Source organism: Rhodococcus sp. GB-02 (assembly GCF_053470465.1).
This window is the reverse complement of sequence record NZ_JBPUKE010000001.1, coordinates 2,642,317-2,659,298: the sequence shown is the minus strand read 5'-3', so window position 1 is coordinate 2,659,298 and position 16,982 is coordinate 2,642,317. Positions and strand designations below refer to the sequence as shown.

Below are 16,982 nucleotides of genomic sequence, written 5' to 3'. Positions count from 1 at the left end.
CTGTTCATGTCCAACTGTAGAAGGCGGAACGGCGCGGGGTGACAGCCCAGTCGGTCGTCGACGAACAGACTCTTTCCTTGACGAATGCGCCTCCCCTGCCTGCGATGAACATGCCCGTTGCGTCGTCGACACGAGTGGTCCGCTGGAACACACCTCGCCGCCTCCCGAGACTGATGCACCGGCCGGTGAACTTCGGAATCACCGGACGCGGCGCGGAACCGTCGAGCCGATGCAGGATCGTTTCTGCCGCATGGACTCCCAAGGGGATCGCGGCCTGGCAACTCATCCTCAGTGACAGATCACCGACCGCGACCGCATCACCCGCACCGACGATGTTGGGGTGGGACGGGCATTCGAGTCGGTCGTCGAGTTTCAGGCGACCGAGACCGTCCACGGGAAGGCCACTTCGGCGCGCCAGTTCGGGGACACCGAATTCCGTCGCGAGAATCGTGCATTCGGCCTCCACCCGTATGCCTCCCGCTAGCTCGCAGGACGAACCCTCGATCCGAGTCACCCGGGATTCGGTGACAATATCGACCCCAAGATCGGTCAATGTTCTGACAACTGCCGATCGTGCGCGCTCCGAGAGGTTTGGAGCCACGGTTCCGCCGGTCACCAAAGTGATTCGGCTGCTTCGATGCTCAGCCAGTTCTGCGGCAGTCTCGATCCCGGTGAGACCGCCGCCGACAACGCAGACTGCAGCCTTCTCGTCGAGAGTCGCCAGCCTGGATTCGAGGCGTACCGCGTCCTCGAATTCGGAGACGCTGAACCCGTGCTCCGCCGCCCCGGCGATAGTGTCGGGCAACTTCCCACTTCCGACTGCGTAGACCAGATAGTCGTAGTCGAGCACACTGCCGTCGTCGAGGGTGAGCCTGCCGAGCGCCGCCTCGATCGTCGTCACCTTTCCGAAGACTCGGTGTGCCTCGCGCGGAAGCGCCCTGTCGAAGGAGACCGTCGCATCGTAGCCAGCCGCGATCATCTGATGGAGCCTGATTCTTTGCACGAAGTGTGGGCGCGGATTCACGACGGTGACCGTGACGTCCGAACGAGTTCTCAGCAGCCGCTTCGCTGCCATGGCGCCGGCATAGCCTGCGCCGATTATCACCACGTGTGCGCGCATTATTCCCCATTCCGCCGCTGGTCTCCGTACCGAGAATGCTCGGGCCGATCAGGCCTCACAGCGGACAGTATTGCTCACGAAAACAACAAATGCTCTGCACCGATTGGTGCAGAGCATTTGTCTTGGGTGGAGCTAAGGGGACTCGAACCCCTGACCCCCACACTGCCAGTGTGAATAGACCTGTAAGCGTGCGTTCAGTGCGTTTCGAAACGTCCACGCTTTCAGTCTTTTCCGTCTCATGCGTCTAGTGCGTGTGCCCCTGTAGTCAGGTGTCCTAGGACAGCACTAGGACACTCTCAGGCGATGACGGCCGCGCCTCGATGGTCCTGACTGCCGACCTCGATCACGCCTCTGGACACAATGCGTCCAGTTGGTCTGGTTTGATCTGAGCATGAATCCTCGTGTACCTGCACTCTTGTTGAGTGTCATCGCGGCGAGCGTCCTCGCTACATCTTGTTCATCGACCGACGACGGCGCAGCGCGCCCCGAAGCGTCATCGCAGTCCCTCACGGCCTCAGCCGATCCAACGAACAAGCGTGGGGCTGTCGAGGTCGACCTCGGCCAGCGAGCTGAGGTGAAGGATGAAACCGGCGCGCTCTTGCTCGCCGTGTCCGACACAGCTCTTTCGATCGAGGGCTGTCCGCTCAACAGTGAGCATCCTGGACTCGTCAGCAAGAATCGATTCTCCGCATCCATTGAGATCGGTGCTGCGCCAAGCACTGAATGGCTGTGGCCTTCCGACTTCTACTATGTCGACGCGGGCGGCAAAGTCGTCAAGAACATCGCGTTGTCTGACGCGAATCCCTGTTCGAGTCCGGGGAGTAGCAAGTTCATCGACCTACCTGCCAACTCTTCCGCCGACGGCGCAGTGACACTCGACATTCCGCACACGGCGCGGTTCATCGGCTATCAGTCCAATCTCAGCGGGCAAGATGTTCGGATCGAGTGGCGGGTGCCGGAGGGAATGCTTGTCACCGCTACAGCTGAGAGCACCGCCTCGGCACCGAAGCCCACGACAGAAGCTCCGCAATCCGTACCGACGACGAATCCAGTCGATAACCTGCCGAACCCGTACCCCAACTCGATTGATTCCGAAGGCCGAGCCACAGGAACTGGCGGTAGCGAACTCGTCGGGTGCGCTGACACTTCGCTCTACCAGCCGGGAACCGGCATTTACAGCGACGGGTCTATGGACTACGCGGCTGAGTGCCTCCAAGGCGGATCGATGGCGAACTGAGATGGGTGACAATACTGATCGCTGTTCTGGCGCTCCCCGTGGCGCTCGTGGCTTTGTTGCGGGACACCAGAGAGCACGGACTTCACACGGCCTGAACAATTCCCTCCCTGGGACGGTTTCTCACCTAATTGAGCTGGAAGCAGTCATGCGACCAGAGTTACGTCCGCGAGAAGTCTGACTGTTCTGTCAGCAGTGCGGCCTATCGTGAACCGCATGGAGACTGCATCCGAGGCAACGAACTCGATTGATCCGAAAGAACAGGTTCGAGACTGGGGTCTCAGATTAAGTGCGCTTCGTGAGGCACTCGGTGCAATCGAAGCGACGACAGCTCTCGATTTCTGTGAATTGGCGCTCGCTCAGCTGATGGAGCAAGTTAAGTTGTCCCCGCCGCTCAGGGGCACTGCGGCAAACATCTTGGTGATGGATGTCATGAACGTGTCCATGGGTTTCTGCGCTCGGTCAGGGATCGAAGAAGACCTGTCCGCGAGTGACGCTCGGCTGGCAATTACTGCCGCGGTCGGCAGAGCGATCGGCGAAATTGAAGGCTGGATCGCGAGCGGCCTCCCGAATGACGCCGAGATCGCACGGCGGTTCGACTCCGCAACGACCGGCATGGGGCAGTCCCAAGAGGAGCTTGAGTCGACGGTGGCAGCGCGCCAAGCTGAGGACGACGCTGCCTCGAAGCATGGCGCAGTTTTGGGATATACAGATCCGACAGTTGACGCGAAAGTGATCTACACGCAGGTATGCGAGTTCTCCTCGGAGGAGCACGAGCGATATTCCACGGCGTATCAGCGTCTTACAAAGAAGCTCAATCGGGATTTGCTGCGGTACGTCCAGGACTCGGTGGGGGCGTTTAGAGAAGTTCGTGAGCAAGCTCTTGTCGCCTTAGCTGACGGAAGTTTTCCTATGCACAACCCGGACCTGTCCGACGAGTTCGCGCACCGAATTCGGTCCGCGACGCTCACTGCCTCGAATGCGTTCCATATCCATCAGATGCAGACATACTGGGCGGCGCAGCACTCATTCGGGAAACCGTCTCCTGAATATGCCAAGCTCACCGAGCTGTTTCATGGTCTGTATTCGGGATGCCACGGATACCGCTGGCTACTTGAACTACGCCACACCATGCTGCACATCAGCATGGAGGCAGTGAGCCTCCGGGTTGCTGTCGAAGTGGATCACGATCCTACAGTCGCCGTGACGATGGACCGAGAGTGGATGAAGGAATCGAGCGGTGTCATGGATAAGGCGTACAAACGCACGGAACTGCTGGCAATGACCTCTGATCCGAGCGTTGTGACGATGATCGATGAGGCTTTGCCTGCTCTGACCACAATTCAAGACCAGATCGAGAACGTGCTGTTTCCTGATCTGGCTGGCGACGCAGCAACGGTACGCGAACTAATCGGCCGGTTTCAGGGACGTCGCGGCACCTATGCCTTGCAACTTGGACCGGGTTTTACTCCACGACTGCGGATTCCACCAATGCGGCGGTTGTCCCCTCGCGTTCTCTCGTACGCCGACGACTATCCGATAGGAACGCCGACGAGCTGACGACAACCGGGCATGATGCTCGGCCGTCGTAGTCGGTGGCGCTGGCTCGACGAAACTCTCACTCGGTGGGCAAGGATACGGCGAGCCGCTTCTCGTTTTGACGGAAGACTTCAGGTTGTTGCCAGATTCTTGTCGGTGACCGTTGCTAATTTCAGCGAATGAGCGCAGCAAACGAAACGGTCTGTCGATTTGTCGTGGTGTCGCCAGATGGGCGCCGGTCGAGTAAATGGCGAGTATGGACTGCACAGGAGGGTAAGGCCCCGTCTGACGACGTGTACCTCGCGCCTCGGTCCCATGTGGTCGATTTCAAGATCAGCCTGCACTACGGCGACAACACGGGCCAATACGGGTTGTCACAAGCCATTCGGGACGCTTCTCGGCCAGGCGACAAGAAATCGCTTCTCAGGTGGGATCTGGCGACAGCTGAGATTTTCCCCGGTTGGAAGCCTGCATATCTCTTGCAATTTCCCGAGAGTGAACTCGCTGAGGTTCCGCTGAAGGGCAAGTCCGCGATTATCCTTCCAGCGCCGGACGTCGGGTCGGCACTTCAGATCATGGTCTTGACCGGTACTCCAGGTGCGGAAATACCCGCTGGATTGCGCGACGGTGTTGTAGGCATCCTCGATCGAGAGAACGGAGGCAACGTGGTGATCGTTTCGATGCCGACTCCGTTTGATCCCGAAGTTTTCAAGAATCTTGATTCACCCGCGAGAACTATGTCCGGGTGGGCGATTCCAGGCACTCGGGCAGCCTCGGGGCCATTTGGGTGGGTGACTCACCAGGGTGAGGGAGGCTTCGTACGTTCGACGGAGTTCAACAAGGATTTACATGCCGAAGGGGGAGCTGAGCTATCGCTGCCATGCTTTCCAGGGATAGTTCGACCGTGGGACGAACGGCCGTCAGTTGATTTGGACATTGTGTGTGCCGTGCTCGTATGTCCGGCGACTGCGGAGCCACAGCTATTCCTTGACCCGCGATCTCGGTGTAACCATCAGCATCTCGACAAGGACGCCACAGATCTTGTGCGAGCGCACCAGCGTGGCGAGACCGACGACAAATGGGGGCGGCTGCCGAACGGCGATCTCTTTACGTGCCTTGCCATGCCACGGGTGCTTAGCGAACTAGGCGGACTCGACCCTAGCCAGTGGGCGCCAGGACCAGGCTCAACGATTCGCTGAGAACGACGGTCGATCGCGAAGCTCGGCCGTCGCCGTCGATAGTGCTAGTTCGATGAAATACTCAAGCAGAAAACGGCGGGCAGTGATGAGTGAGCCACTGCTCGACGTGTCGGAGTGGTCCCTCGCTTTCAGGTAGCACCACGAATTGCCGTCCACCTCGGACAAAGACTTCCAGGGCGCGCCAGGCGGTTGGATCATCGAAGCGGTGCGGAAGCAGTCGGTTACCTCGTTCGGAGGTGACCAGTCGCCACCGCTCCACACCGACGGCGTCGTAATTCGGAACCTTCTCCAGGATCAAGCCGTGCTGTTCGGCACACAGTCTGACCCGAGAGATCCTGTCCTCCAGCGCTTTACGCGCTGCCGATTCCTCGGCGCAGCGCTGCTCCCGCTCGGCTGCCTCACGGTCAGCCGCATCATCGCGGTGTGTGATCCGCTGGTGAAACGCTGCTCGCCGCTGCTCAGCCTTGTCGATCTGACGGCGTGCTCGCCGCGCGACTACCTCCAGATCGTGCAGTACGTCGAGCAATTCCCCGACCGCACGCTGAGCGGCGATGTCGTCGTGCAGGTTGTCGAGTGGTTGACCGAGGTCGGTCAGGAAACCGCCCACGATCTCATCGGCGTCAGGTCCAAGGATCGCGGCCAAGCGTCCCGCCACCGTGAAGCTGTCGAGATCGGAAAGGGTGAGGCTACGAACGTCGCTCGGTTGTAGTCGCGGCTCGGTGGTGGTCATCAGTTCGTCCCGTCGTTGGTGCCCGATACATGGATCCAGGTGGACATATCGGTGTCGGTGGTTTCGGTTGGTGTGCTTGATCGGTCGATGGTGGGTGGCGGCGTGAAACCCATGTCTCGCATCATCGTGGCGAAGATCGCGGCGAAGTCCTCATCGGTCGGCATTTCCTGTTGGCTCAGGATGAGCTTCTCGGGCACCGCGAGTCCGAGCAGCTTTGTCCGCTGCGCGCTGACTTTGAGCACGAACTCGGCCGACTTGAGATCGCCGGTCAGCGCGGCCTTCCAGTGCATCGCCTGGAGCGCGTCGAGACGCGCGGCCTCCACTTCCCGGTAGTCGGCTACCCGTGCGGATTCCACGCGGTCGAGCAGACGCTCGACCGCGTGGCGTGGTCCGCTGCGGTCGGCATAGCCTTCGACTTCCGCGATGACTGTCCAGGTGTTGCCCTGGAGTTTCATGTCGAGGCATCGCTGTGCGCGGGCACGCTCTTCGGGCTGTGACTTCGCGTTACTGGTCATCGGTCCTCCCTGGGGACAGCGATTGAGGGGACACGTAGTGGTCAGGCTGACGGTTGTTGTGATGACTCATCCGAGGACGATCGCGACTAGGTCGTGGCGTCCTCGGCACACGCCACCGCACCTGCTCCGGTCGATCGCGGCCAGGGACGCGCGTGCGCGGTCGAGATCGTCGTGGAGGGTGATTGTGTGGGCGCCAGGTCGGCATCGCGCGACGACGGCGTAGGGGCCACCCCCGGAGATCCAAGCGGCGGACGGCCAAGCACAGCGCGCCAACGTCCGATAGCAGGGATGAGTTCCGGTGTAGCCGTGGACCTTGTACCGCTTCGGCGGCGTCGTGGCCGGTGCGGTGAACGGGTCGGCCTGCGGCTCTGTCGTGATCGTCATTGTGCCTCTATTCGTCGGTGCTGTTGGTGGTCAGTCGCGCTCGGGAACTCGACCCCTGAGGCGTCGGGGTCGAGTGGTGCGCTACGTCGGGTCGGACACGCTTGCGGCAATGGTGCGGATCAGCTCGGGTGAATGGTCATCGAGCCAGTCGGAGAGTGCGTCAGTCACCAGTTGGCGCAGCAGTTCGGAGGTGGCGAGTCCTCGGCGTGCGAGCCACGACTCCGTGGCCCGCTCGGTCGTTGTCTTGACTACGCCGAAGATCTCATCGGTGTGCGCGTCGAGCCAGTCAGCCAACGGGATGGGCGCGGCTTCGGCAGGAGCCGGGTCGGAGGTAGTCATCGAATCCCTTTCGGTGGTGGGTGTGGTGCTCTCGCCGTCGGCGTCGGGTTGACACCGCGCACGCAGCCACGGGCACGTCGTGTCGTGACGGGTTGTCATGCCGTAGTCCCGTGGACCGACCTGCGTCACCTCGTCGTAGCTGTCGCAGTCGGCGCAACTGCCGGCGAAACGACGGCCGACTAATGGACCGAAAATGCTTCGGCGCCCTGTCGTGGACTTGGATTCCATCGCTCAATTCCTCTCGGTTGTGAAGGGCGTGCGGATAGTGCCCCGTGCCCCGGCCGTTCGGCCGGATCCTTATAGAGATCCGGCCGACCTGCCGAGGTCTCTCGCCGGATATGGATGGAAAACTGCCGAGGTCGGCCGAGGTCAGCACTAAATATGGTTTGAACTGCGTAGATACTTCGGCACTTGCTTGGCTGCCGAGGTCGGCCGAGGTCGCTGAGGTCAGTTTCGGAATTACACGCCAAAAGTGCGGAAACGCTGTGTGAGCTGCGGTTCCGACCTCGGCAGCTTTTACCTGCCGAGGTCCACGCAGTTGCGTGCATTGTCAGGCCGTCGGAATAGGGACTGCATAGGCGTCCGCTGGGGTCGAGAACGGGTCGCCCTGAGTAGCTCCAGCAACCGCGTGCCACTGTGGATATGCACGGCCGAGATCCTCGATCATGCGGCGCTCGGACAGTCGCGCACACGCCGCGTAAACCCGCTTCACCGAGAATCCGACAGCGGTGTGCAGAGTCGTGCCGTTGAGTCCCGGTCGAGATCGCACAGCCTCCAACACGGCCGCGTCGTCGGCGTCGAACTGTGAGGTGCGTTTGGCCGTGGACTTCTCGGACTTGACCTCGGACAGATCCTTCAGAGTCAGCCGGTGATCGCTGCCGAGGGTGAGCACCGCCGCCTCTATGTCGACGCCGCGCCCGTATGCAGAGAAAGTTCGCTGAGTGTCCGACGCCAGCGGACCGTCGAGCTGGATACGTGCCAGCACGTCCGGCCAGCCCTCGATCGAGCTGTGCCCGCGTGCACCTCGCTCGGAGTCCTTGCCGAGGTGGTGAACCATGATCGTCCCGAGCGCCGCGCAATCGGTGGACAGTGCACGTAGCCCGAGCAGTACCGCCGCCACGCCGTCGTCGTTCTCGCTGATTCCGAGCGCAGCCAGAACCGAGTAGAGGCAGTCGAACACGATGATCGAGCCGGGGGCGATACGTTGCGCCCACTGTGCGCGAATCTCGGGTACACGCACGTCGAAGCTGCGTTCGCACCCCTTGATCGACGCCACCCGCAGCCGGTCGAGACCTTGGACGCCAGCGCGGCGATATTCATCCTGGAGGTTGTCGAGAGGCATCTCGGAGTCGATCAGAACCACCTCGATGTCCGGGTCCACCTCGACGGGAAACCGCCCGAATACGTCGCCTCCGTCGAGCAGTGACCGGATGATCTCTCGTACGGCCGTGGACTTACCGGCCTTGAACTGTGCGAAAAGTCCCAGGTTGGTGTCGCGACGCATGAGACCGTCGATCACCCACGGATCGGACGACGGGACATGCTCGGCAAGGTTGACAAACTCCGGCAGCTCGATGCCAGCGGCGGCATTCACAGCCTCGATCTGCCGGGCGCGGCTCTGTGTCTCCATCTGTTCGACGCGGCGCTCGGTGTCGGCGTGCCGCACCGCTTCGGCCAGGTCGGACTTGGTGGCAGGCGGTAGCGCGGCGACCTCATTCGTCGGCGCGCCGAACCACAGCACCAGCTCGGTTCCCTTGTAGCCGAGTCGCAGTTCCTTGCGGTCGCGGCTTGATCCCGGCGCACGGGTAAGGGTGTGGTCGTCGCGCAGCGCGTCGAGGGCGAGCCGTGCCCACAGCGCCCCGTCGGGTGCGTGTTGCTCGATGATCGCGGCCGTGAACAGCGCGTCGACCTTGCTGCCGTGGTCGCGCAGCTTCGCCTCGGCTGCGGTTGCAGCTGCCTTTTCTGCGGCCACCTCCTCGGCTTTAGCTGCGACCTCATGCGGATCCCGCAAGCCACGCCTTGCGCTGTCGGCGACGACTTCGGCGCGGGTCACAGTGATGCCAGGAAACGCCGCAATAGGGAGGACGTCGGCCTCGTCGAATGTCTCGGGCATGTCGAGGCCAAGAACTCCAACGAAGCACATCACAGCGTCGTAGCTGTCAGGGTCGAGAAAACTGTCGAGGCGCCCGTCATAGGGGACGACGGGGTCAGGATCTCCGAGGTTCTCACGCCACTTACTCAGCCTGTAGGCCAGGTGTAGACCAGTGACGCATTCAGCACGCTGTGTCAGGTCGTCGGTGTTGCTCGGCGCTCCAACGGCGATCGTGACCAGGTCGGTGGTGCTCACGGGGTCACCGCCGCTGTACTGCCTAAACGGCCGGTAGTGTCGAGATCCGAGGACTCGTCACCCTCGTCGTGGTGGTTGTAGCTCCCGGCTTGCTCGGGCCGGGAGCGGGCCACAGTTCGGTCATTCATTCGGGAATCCAGTTCGCTCGCAGGTGCGTCGTCACTACGGGTTCGGTCCCTTGAGTCGCGGCGTCGGTGCCGCTCTCGAATCGCGCTGTTCAGGGGCGCGGCTTGTCGTCAATCGCGCCTAGCATCCGCAGCAGCGCCGCACTCGGGACACGCTTGCGGCGCGCTCCCAACTCGATGGTGGGCAGACGCCCAGACTTCACCATGCGGTAGGCGTAGGAGCGCGAGACGCCAAGGAACTGCCCTGCTCGCTCGATGCTGACGGTCGGGGGTCCGCTGCGCAGCTCGTTAATTGTGGGGACGGTTGGTCTTGTCTGTGTGCTCATGTCTATAGCGTGCAGGTTGCGGTGATGAATGTCCACTACATACACTCACCAACATGAGCGCAGAACGAGGAGAGCCAACACCCGGTGATGTCGAGTCGATTACGTCTGGCGAACCCGGACACACCGAAGGACGCGTGCCGAAACAGGATGAGCGCGTAGCGATTCGGCTATACGACCACCCTCGTCGCTACGTCGTTCGTGTAGCGGTGACGAAACAGGAACCGCAGATAATCGAGCTGACAATCATCGCGGATGACAGAAGCCCGATCGATCACCGCGCGCTGAGGGAGATCCCGACGCGCCGTCTCGCACACTCGGCCGCGCAATGGCTTGTCCGTGCTGGCGGGCAGATCGCCTTCCCCGGCGACACTACTGAGAGCGACAGCCAGCCGGAGAATGTGGACCCCCGTGTATGGCAAGCCGCCCGCCGCGTCGAAGCCGCACTTGCGCTCGGTCTGCCGGTCCGCAAGACCGTCGCCTCCGAGATGAATGTCAGCCCATCGACCGTCGATCGGCTGATTGCCAAGGCCAAAGCCGAGGGGTTTCTCGACGCCGCCGCACTACCCAAACGCCCGCAACCACGGCAGAAGGACACCAACCGATGACGACCGACAAGACCACGAAGCGGGCAACCCGCACCGACAGCTCGATCACCAAGCTGACGGGCGGCAAGGGATGGCGCGCACGCCCGACACTCGGTACAGATCCCATCACGCAGAAACAGGTACGACCGACCAAGGTGTTCACGACCAAGAAGGCCGCGCAGGATTGGGTTACCGAGCAGCGCGAGCAGTGGCGCGGTCGTACCTGGTCGGCCAAATCCGATCGCTCATTCGATGAAATTGCCGACCACTGGATGAAGGTCCGCGAGGCCGACGACGACGTTCGTCCGAACACAGCTCGGGCCGACAAAGAGAGCCTGGCTTACTCCCGGCGCACATTCGGCAAAGTTGCCGTGCAGCGGCTCACCCCCGAGATCATCACCGACTGGTCGCTATCCCTCACGGGCGTTACCGGCAAGCCTCTCGCTCCGGCAACCAAGCGGCGCGCAATCGTCACGGTTCAGGCCGTCATGGCGCACGCGGTCACTATGAAGTGGATTTCGCACGATCCATCTGAGCACGTAAAGCCTCCCGCCCAGAAAGTGATTGTTGCCGTCAAAGAGGGCGACATCTGGACTCCCGCGCAGATGGTGTCTTTCCTGGACCACATCGCCGCTCACCGGCTGGCCGGATGCTTCGCGCTGACGCTGCTCGGACTGCGCCGCGAAGAAGTTGGCGGGCTGCGCTGGTCCGACATCGGCCTCGATACCGCTGATCTGCGGATACGTCAGGCGCGTGTCGACGTGAACGGTAAGGAGTTGATGGGCGATCCGAAGAACACGCGCAGCGTCCGTGATCTGCCCCTGCCCGCTCGCGAACTCGCGATGCTCAAAGCGATGAAACGAGTTCGGAAGGTGGAACGCCTGGCAATGGGGCTGCCTCTGGACGAAAGTGAACTGTTGCTGTCGCGCGCGGACGGAACCTGGTTGCCGGTTAAGGAGTATTCGCGAATATTCGCACAGCAGCGCCGCGAGGCCGGACTGTCGAAGATCACGCTGCGGAACCTCCGGCATTCGTCGGTGTCACGTATGCGCGCAGCCGGAGTCCCCGCCGACGTCGTCGCTGCCTGGCACGGCCACTCGGAACGGATGACTCAGGCGGTCTACGGGCGCGTGTCGGACGATCGGTTAGTGGCCGCTTCGGCCGCACTTTCTGAGGCCGTAGGACAGAGTTAGGACAACATTCTCGAATACAAAAAGACCAGGCCGGAGGAATATCCTCTGACCTGGTCTTTTTTGGTGGAGCTAAGGGGACTCGAACCCCTGACCCCCACACTGCCAGTGTGGTGCGCTACCAGCTGCGCCATAGCCCCGTATTCAATTAACTCTAACAGTCGAACTCGCAGCGGCTTTTCTGCTTTCCGCTTGCTTGAAGAAAGTTACACCACTTCGATCCTGGGCAACAAATCGCCTGTTCAGAGGGAGGCGGCCGCTCCTCGTCGGAGCGGCCGCTTCGACTCAGGAAAGCTTGGAAACCCAGTCGCTGCTGCGTGTGTCAACGATCTTGCCGTTCGCCACTACGGTGGGGGTCCCGGTCGATCCGGCATCCTTGAGCGCCTGGCTCGCGGCTGCGGCGTTGGCTGCGGCGGCCTCGACGTTGGTACCGGAAGAGATGCAGGTTGCCACATCCTCGGATGCTCCCGCATCACGAGCGATCTGGGCGAGGTCGTCGTTGGTGTGATCGCTGCTGCCGCCCTCCGCAGGCTGCGTGTCAGTCGCGAAAAGCTTTGTGTGGAGTGCGGAGTACGCGATCGCGTCGCCACTCTGAGCAACGCACAGCAGAGCGGCGCCAGCCCGTGTGGAGTAGTCACCGCTGCCCGACGCCCGGTTGAGGAAGTTCAGCATATGGTAGCGAACAGCGACGTCACCGTTGTCAACGGCAGCCGAGAGCGCCTGGCCACTGAGGTGCTCGAGAGCAGCGCAGGCCGGGCACAGCGGATCCTCGAAGAGATCAATGGTCGTTGCGGCGCTGGGCTTGCCGAGCAGCACCACGCCGTTGTCCTGCACCGTGACGGCAACTTCGGAATTCTGCACGGAGCCGTAGCCGTCGTTCTGGGGCTTGTTCTTGTTGTTCGTCCACAAGACGCCGCCTATGACGAGGGCCGCGATCACGAGTACTGCGAGGCCACCGATGATGTAGGTGGAGCGGCTCGAGACCGGTTCGGGCGAGTATTTGTTCTTGCTGCTCTTGGTGCTCACGCTGATGCAGTCCTTCGTGCGTCGAAACGATTTACCGATTGCTTACCTTGCCACTGAAGGCTGAGTATCCACTGAGAACGCCGCGCGTGATCCGGGGCCCAATGCCAGCGGCGAACGCGGGAACACGAGCAGCCACACGGCAAGCGCCATGAAGCCGAGGTCCCGGAGAATTTCCTTCAGATAGTCCCAAGCGCCGACGTCAGCAACACCACCGCCGCCGAAACATCCACAGTCGATGGACAATCCCCTGGCCCACACCGAAATGATCACCGCAATGAGGACCGTGAGAATCACCACCGAGACCGCGGCGGATACTCGAACCGCCAGACCGACGAGGATCAGCAGTCCCAGGACTATCTCGACCAGAGGAAGAGCCGTTGCCACCGGACCCACCAGTGACTCGGGCAACAGTTGATAGGCACGCACCGCGATCTTCGTCTGCACGGGATCAAGGAACTTGAGCCCGCCGGAAATCAGCCAGACGGCCGCCAGGCCCAATCGGGCTACAAGACTCACGATACGAATTGCCACCCGATCGAGAGTACAGAATGCCCGGTCAGTCCAGGTTTGTCCGTGCAGGCGTATCCGTAAGCACCGTCACATCAGTCAGATCCTCGACGACGGATTCGACTGGCTTCGTTCGCGACGGGACGAACAACCAACCCGTCGCCGACACGACGACTACGGCTCCCATCACCGCGAAGGCCGCCGAGTACGACACATGCTGGGCGATCAGCCCGGCACAAATCGGCGCCACTACCCCACCGATGTCGGACATCATCTGAAATACCGCCAGAACGGGTCCGCCGCGGGCCGTCGATCCGACAACATCGGCAACCGCGGCCTGCTGGGCCGGGCTCATGAGCCCTGAACCGACGCCCGTCACCGCCGCAATGGCAAAGAACACCACGAGGTTGTCCGTGAATCCCATCGCGATGGTGCCCACGCCACAGATGAGCAGGCCGCTCACGACAAAGGGCTTGCGTCCGAAGCGGTCCGAGAGTCGTCCGGAAACGATCAACACCAACGCATTGCCGACGGCGAAGATCGTCAGGGCGTAGGCCGCAATCGACGGATCCCGATCGAGGAACTCCACGACGAACAGGGGGACCATGGCAACGCGAACTCCGAAGATAACCCCGCCGAAAGCGAGGTTCGATCCGAGCGCTGCCCGGTACACCGGCGACTGGAGGCCTTCTGTGAGAGTCATCGACTTCACATCGACAGCCTTGTCCGGTGACGCCAGGTGAGATCCACGCAGGCTCACGAAGACAACGAGCGCGGCGATCACCAACGCAATTGCGTAGATGATGAACGGCATCCGGAGACCGAACTGCAACAGCGCACCGCCGACCAGCGGGCCGCCGATCGATCCCATGAGAAAGCTTGTCGCGTACAGACCCGACACGCGGCCGCGACTGTCCGGCGGTGACATGCGAATGATCAGCCCGAGAGCCGACACCGTGAACATGGTCGACCCGATGCCGCCCAACGACCGGAACAGCAGAAGTTGCCAGTACTCCCCCGCGAAAGCGCACGCGCCGGTCGAGACGGCGACGATCAGAAGGCCGACGATGTAGACCGGCCGCTCACCGAGTTTCTGGACCAAAGAGCCGCTCATCGGCGCGAACACCAATCGCATGAACGCGAAAGACGAGATCACGATCGTGGCAGCCGTGACCGATACGTCGAAGCTTCGCGCGAACTGCGGTAGTGCCGGAGCGACCAATCCGAACCCGAGGGCGATGACGAAGCTGGCGGCGACCAGTACCCAAATTTCCTGTGGCAGCTTGGCTGCACGAGTTTTCATGTCGCCCGGAATTCTAGCCGGGCGACATGAGGGGTCCGCGGGCTAGTTCGCCTTCAAGACTCCGGACACCAAGTCCTTCGCCGCTGCCTGAACCTGAGCCAGATGATCGGTGCCCTTCATCGACTCGGCATAGATCTTGTACACGTCCTCCGTGCCGGACGGCCTCGCTGCAAACCACGCGTTTTCCGTCGTCACCTTGAGACCACCGATCGCCGCGCCGTTTCCGGGCGCCGCGGTCAGTGTCGCGGTGATCGGTTCACCCGCCAGTTCGGTTGCACTCACCTGATCGGGAGACAGTTTTGCCAAGACTGCCTTCTGTGCGCGTGTCGCGGGCGCATCGATCCGTGCGTACGCCGGGCTCCCGAACTTCTCGGCCAACGCGGCGTAGTGCGCCGACGGAGACTTTCCCGTCACAGCGGTGATTTCCGATGCGAGCAGCGCAAGGATGATGCCGTCCTTGTCCGTCGTCCAGACGGAACCGTCGTGTCGGAGGAAGGACGCGCCGGCGCTTTCCTCGCCGCCGAATCCCACGGACCCGTCGAGCAGGCCGGGAACGAACCATTTGAACCCGACCGGAACCTCGAGCAATTCGCGGCCCACACTGCTGACCACGCGGTCGATCATCGAGGAACTCACGAGGGTCTTGCCCACCTTGGTGTCTGCGCCCCACCCTGGCCGGTTCGCGAACAGGTACTCGATGGCAACGGCGAGATAGTGATTCGGGTTCATCAAACCGCCGTCCGGAGTGACGATGCCGTGGCGGTCGGAGTCCGCATCGTTTCCGGTCGCGATGTCGTAGCGATCCCGAATCCCGATCAGCGACGCCATCGCGTCGGGCGACGAGCAGTCCATGCGGATCTTGCCGTCCGTGTCGAGCGTCATGAACCGCCAGGTCGGATCCACGAGTGGATTCACCACTTCGAGGTCGAGTCGGTGAGTTTCGGCAATCGCGCCCCAGTAGTCGACGCTTGCACCCCCGAGCGGGTCGGCACCGATCCGAATGCCGGCATCGCGGATCGCATCGAGGTTGAGAACACTGGGGAGGTCTTCGACGTAGTAGCGGAGGAAGTCGTAGCGTTCGACGCGGTCCAGCGCCTGCGCCGCCGTGACACGCCGTACCCCGGAAAGCCCCTTGCGCAGTAGCTCGTTCGCTCGATCGGCGATCACCAACGTCGCATCCGTATCTGCGGGTCCGCCGTGTGGCGGGTTGTATTTGAAGCCACCGTCACGCGGCGGATTGTGTGAAGGCGTCACGACGATACCGTCGGCTTTCGCCTCGGGTCCGGTCGAGTTGTATCGCAAGATCGCGTGACTGACAGCAGGTGTGGGCGTGTACGCATCCCGTGAGTCGACGAGGACGACGACGTCGTTGGCGACCAGGACCTCCAAGGCCGACAGCCAGGCAGGCTCCGAGAGCGCATGTGTGTCCCGGCCGATGAACAGTGGTCCGTCGATACCCTGCGAAGCGCGATACTCGACGATCGCCTGGGTTGTCGCCAGGATGTGAGCTTCGTTGAACGCCGAGTCGAGACTGGAACCGCGATGTCCTGAAGTGCCGAAAAGTACCTGCTGCATCGGGTTCTCGGGATCCGGAGTGCGCGTGTAGTACGCGGTGACCAGATGAGGAACATTGATCAGATCCTCTGGCAGAGCCACTTGTCCTGCTCGTTCGTGCGCCACGAATCCCCCTCGGCCCGGTGGTCGACCACTGTGTCGACGCGACTGTGGACAATTGTCTACCCTGGCCGCGTGGCGTGCACGCTCGACGCCGGATCGATCAATCAGTGATCTGGATTCCCACCCACGCAGCGGACAAGCCGACGATCAGACTGACGACGATGTAGACCAGCGAAAGCGTCGTCTGACGCCGCTCGACCATACCGACGTTCTCCGTCGCGAAGGTCGAGTAAGTGGACAGGCCACCGCAGAAGCCTGTAGCCAGGAGGGCGGCCATCTCGGTGGAAAGAGCTGCTCCGGTGAACAATCCGAGGAGGAAGCAGCCGATCACGTTCGCGGCGAACGTCGCAGCCGGGAATCCCTTGTACGCGGGCACATACCGCGCCAACAGGTATCGGCCACTCGCACCAGCGCCGCCGCCGAGTGCCACCAGGAGAACTGTCATGCCGAGGCTCCGTCCCGCGTGCGGATCCAGCGTTCACCGAGCCCTTTGCCCAGTGCTGCGGCGAGGATCGCGGGGATCAGCGTCCCGAGTACATAGAGAATCGATCGCCATGGACTCTCCGTCACGGCGTGAACCGCGAAGGACGAGAAGGTGGTGAAGCCGCCGCAGAACCCGGTGCCGAGAAAGAGGTACCCAGCCTTGTTGTGGACGAGGAGGGCCGCGAGAACACCGAGCACGAACGAGCCGACGACGTTGATGACCAGCGTCGTCCAGATGTGGGGAAAGAGCTCGCCCAGCGCGTATCGGCTCAGTGCCCCGAATGCTCCGCCGACGGCAACCGCGCCCACCGCACCCGGCAGCTTCAGATCACCCATGCTCTCGCCTCACCCGAA

18 protein-coding genes and 1 tRNA gene are annotated in these 16,982 nt (G+C 62.1%); 4 read left to right on the top strand and 15 right to left on the bottom strand.

Annotation, left to right across the window (positions count from 1 at the left end; all coding sequences use genetic code 11):
• Positions 1-4: 4 nt before the first annotated feature.
• On the bottom strand, positions 5-1,120 hold the full coding sequence (locus ACSW29_RS12595) for an NAD(P)/FAD-dependent oxidoreductase (protein ID WP_448277353.1): 1,116 nt from the start codon (positions 1,118-1,120) through the stop codon (positions 5-7).
• Between the two features lie 391 nt (positions 1,121-1,511).
• Between ACSW29_RS12595 and ACSW29_RS12590 the strand changes: the two genes are divergently transcribed.
• Positions 1,512-2,357 (top strand): acyltransferase, encoded by an 846-nt coding sequence (locus ACSW29_RS12590; RefSeq protein ID WP_448277352.1) that lies wholly within the window; start codon positions 1,512-1,514, stop codon positions 2,355-2,357.
• 345 nt (positions 2,358-2,702) lie between these two features.
• Positions 2,703-3,914: a hypothetical protein gene (locus tag ACSW29_RS12585; protein WP_448277351.1), complete on the top strand. Its 1,212-nt coding sequence runs from the start codon at positions 2,703-2,705 to the stop codon at positions 3,912-3,914.
• Positions 3,915-5,153: 1,239 nt separating this feature from the next.
• Here ACSW29_RS12585 and ACSW29_RS12580 read toward each other — a convergent pair.
• The 7 genes from ACSW29_RS12580 to ACSW29_RS12550 form a co-directional block, all read right to left on the bottom strand.
• Complete coding sequence (locus tag ACSW29_RS12580; protein ID WP_448277350.1) at positions 5,154-5,822, bottom strand: hypothetical protein; 669 nt, start codon at positions 5,820-5,822, stop codon at positions 5,154-5,156.
• Complete coding sequence (locus ACSW29_RS12575; RefSeq protein ID WP_448277349.1) at positions 5,822-6,337, bottom strand: hypothetical protein; 516 nt, start codon at positions 6,335-6,337, stop codon at positions 5,822-5,824. Before ACSW29_RS12575 ends, ACSW29_RS12580 begins: the two co-directional genes overlap by 1 nt.
• 66 nt (positions 6,338-6,403) lie before the next feature.
• On the bottom strand, positions 6,404-6,721 hold the full coding sequence (locus ACSW29_RS12570; protein ID WP_448277348.1) for a hypothetical protein: 318 nt from the start codon (positions 6,719-6,721) through the stop codon (positions 6,404-6,406).
• A gap of 81 nt (positions 6,722-6,802) precedes the next feature.
• On the bottom strand, positions 6,803-7,288 hold the full coding sequence (locus ACSW29_RS12565; RefSeq protein WP_448277347.1) for a hypothetical protein: 486 nt from the start codon (positions 7,286-7,288) through the stop codon (positions 6,803-6,805).
• A 322-nt stretch (positions 7,289-7,610) separates the two neighbouring features.
• Positions 7,611-9,407 carry an AAA family ATPase gene (locus ACSW29_RS12560; protein ID WP_448277346.1) on the bottom strand — a complete coding sequence of 599 codons (1,797 nt, stop codon included), beginning with the start codon at positions 9,405-9,407 and terminating at the stop codon, positions 7,611-7,613.
• A complete protein-coding gene (locus tag ACSW29_RS12555; RefSeq protein ID WP_448277345.1) occupies positions 9,404-9,535 on the bottom strand; it encodes a hypothetical protein in 132 nt (43 codons plus the stop codon). The genes ACSW29_RS12560 and ACSW29_RS12555 overlap by 4 nt, the downstream gene beginning before the upstream one ends.
• Positions 9,536-9,624: 89 nt before the next feature.
• The gene (locus tag ACSW29_RS12550; protein WP_448277344.1) at positions 9,625-9,858 is read right to left on the bottom strand and encodes a helix-turn-helix domain-containing protein; all 234 of its coding nucleotides are present in this window, start codon (positions 9,856-9,858) and stop codon (positions 9,625-9,627) included.
• Between the two features lie 206 nt (positions 9,859-10,064).
• Between ACSW29_RS12550 and ACSW29_RS12545 the strand changes: the two genes are divergently transcribed.
• A complete protein-coding gene (locus ACSW29_RS12545) occupies positions 10,065-10,463 on the top strand; it encodes a hypothetical protein (protein ID WP_448277343.1) in 399 nt (132 codons plus the stop codon).
• Positions 10,460-11,635, top strand: coding sequence for a tyrosine-type recombinase/integrase (locus ACSW29_RS12540; RefSeq protein ID WP_448277342.1), 1,176 nt, complete (start codon positions 10,460-10,462; stop codon positions 11,633-11,635). Before ACSW29_RS12545 ends, ACSW29_RS12540 begins: the two co-directional genes overlap by 4 nt.
• Positions 11,636-11,696: 61 nt before the next feature.
• On the opposite strand, the gene ACSW29_RS12535 is transcribed toward ACSW29_RS12540, so the two are convergent.
• The 7 genes from ACSW29_RS12535 to ACSW29_RS12505 form a co-directional block, all read right to left on the bottom strand.
• Positions 11,697-11,772 (bottom strand) — tRNA-Ala (locus tag ACSW29_RS12535).
• Positions 11,773-11,917: 145 nt separating this feature from the next.
• Complete coding sequence (locus ACSW29_RS12530; protein ID WP_230812730.1) at positions 11,918-12,658, bottom strand: DsbA family protein; 741 nt, start codon at positions 12,656-12,658, stop codon at positions 11,918-11,920.
• 42 nt (positions 12,659-12,700) lie between these two features.
• A complete protein-coding gene (locus ACSW29_RS12525; protein ID WP_317825506.1) occupies positions 12,701-13,189 on the bottom strand; it encodes a MauE/DoxX family redox-associated membrane protein in 489 nt (162 codons plus the stop codon).
• Between the two features lie 25 nt (positions 13,190-13,214).
• The gene (locus ACSW29_RS12520) at positions 13,215-14,468 is read right to left on the bottom strand and encodes an MFS transporter (protein ID WP_317825505.1); all 1,254 of its coding nucleotides are present in this window, start codon (positions 14,466-14,468) and stop codon (positions 13,215-13,217) included.
• A 42-nt stretch (positions 14,469-14,510) separates the two neighbouring features.
• Positions 14,511-16,148 (bottom strand): phosphoglucomutase (alpha-D-glucose-1,6-bisphosphate-dependent), encoded by a 1,638-nt coding sequence (gene pgm, locus ACSW29_RS12515; protein ID WP_448277341.1) that lies wholly within the window; start codon positions 16,146-16,148, stop codon positions 14,511-14,513.
• Between the two features lie 97 nt (positions 16,149-16,245).
• The gene (gene crcB, locus ACSW29_RS12510) at positions 16,246-16,590 is read right to left on the bottom strand and encodes a fluoride efflux transporter CrcB (RefSeq protein WP_317825503.1); all 345 of its coding nucleotides are present in this window, start codon (positions 16,588-16,590) and stop codon (positions 16,246-16,248) included.
• Positions 16,587-16,964, bottom strand: coding sequence for a fluoride efflux transporter FluC (locus ACSW29_RS12505; protein WP_448277340.1), 378 nt, complete (start codon positions 16,962-16,964; stop codon positions 16,587-16,589). Before ACSW29_RS12505 ends, crcB begins: the two co-directional genes overlap by 4 nt.
• Positions 16,965-16,982 lie beyond the last annotated feature (18 nt).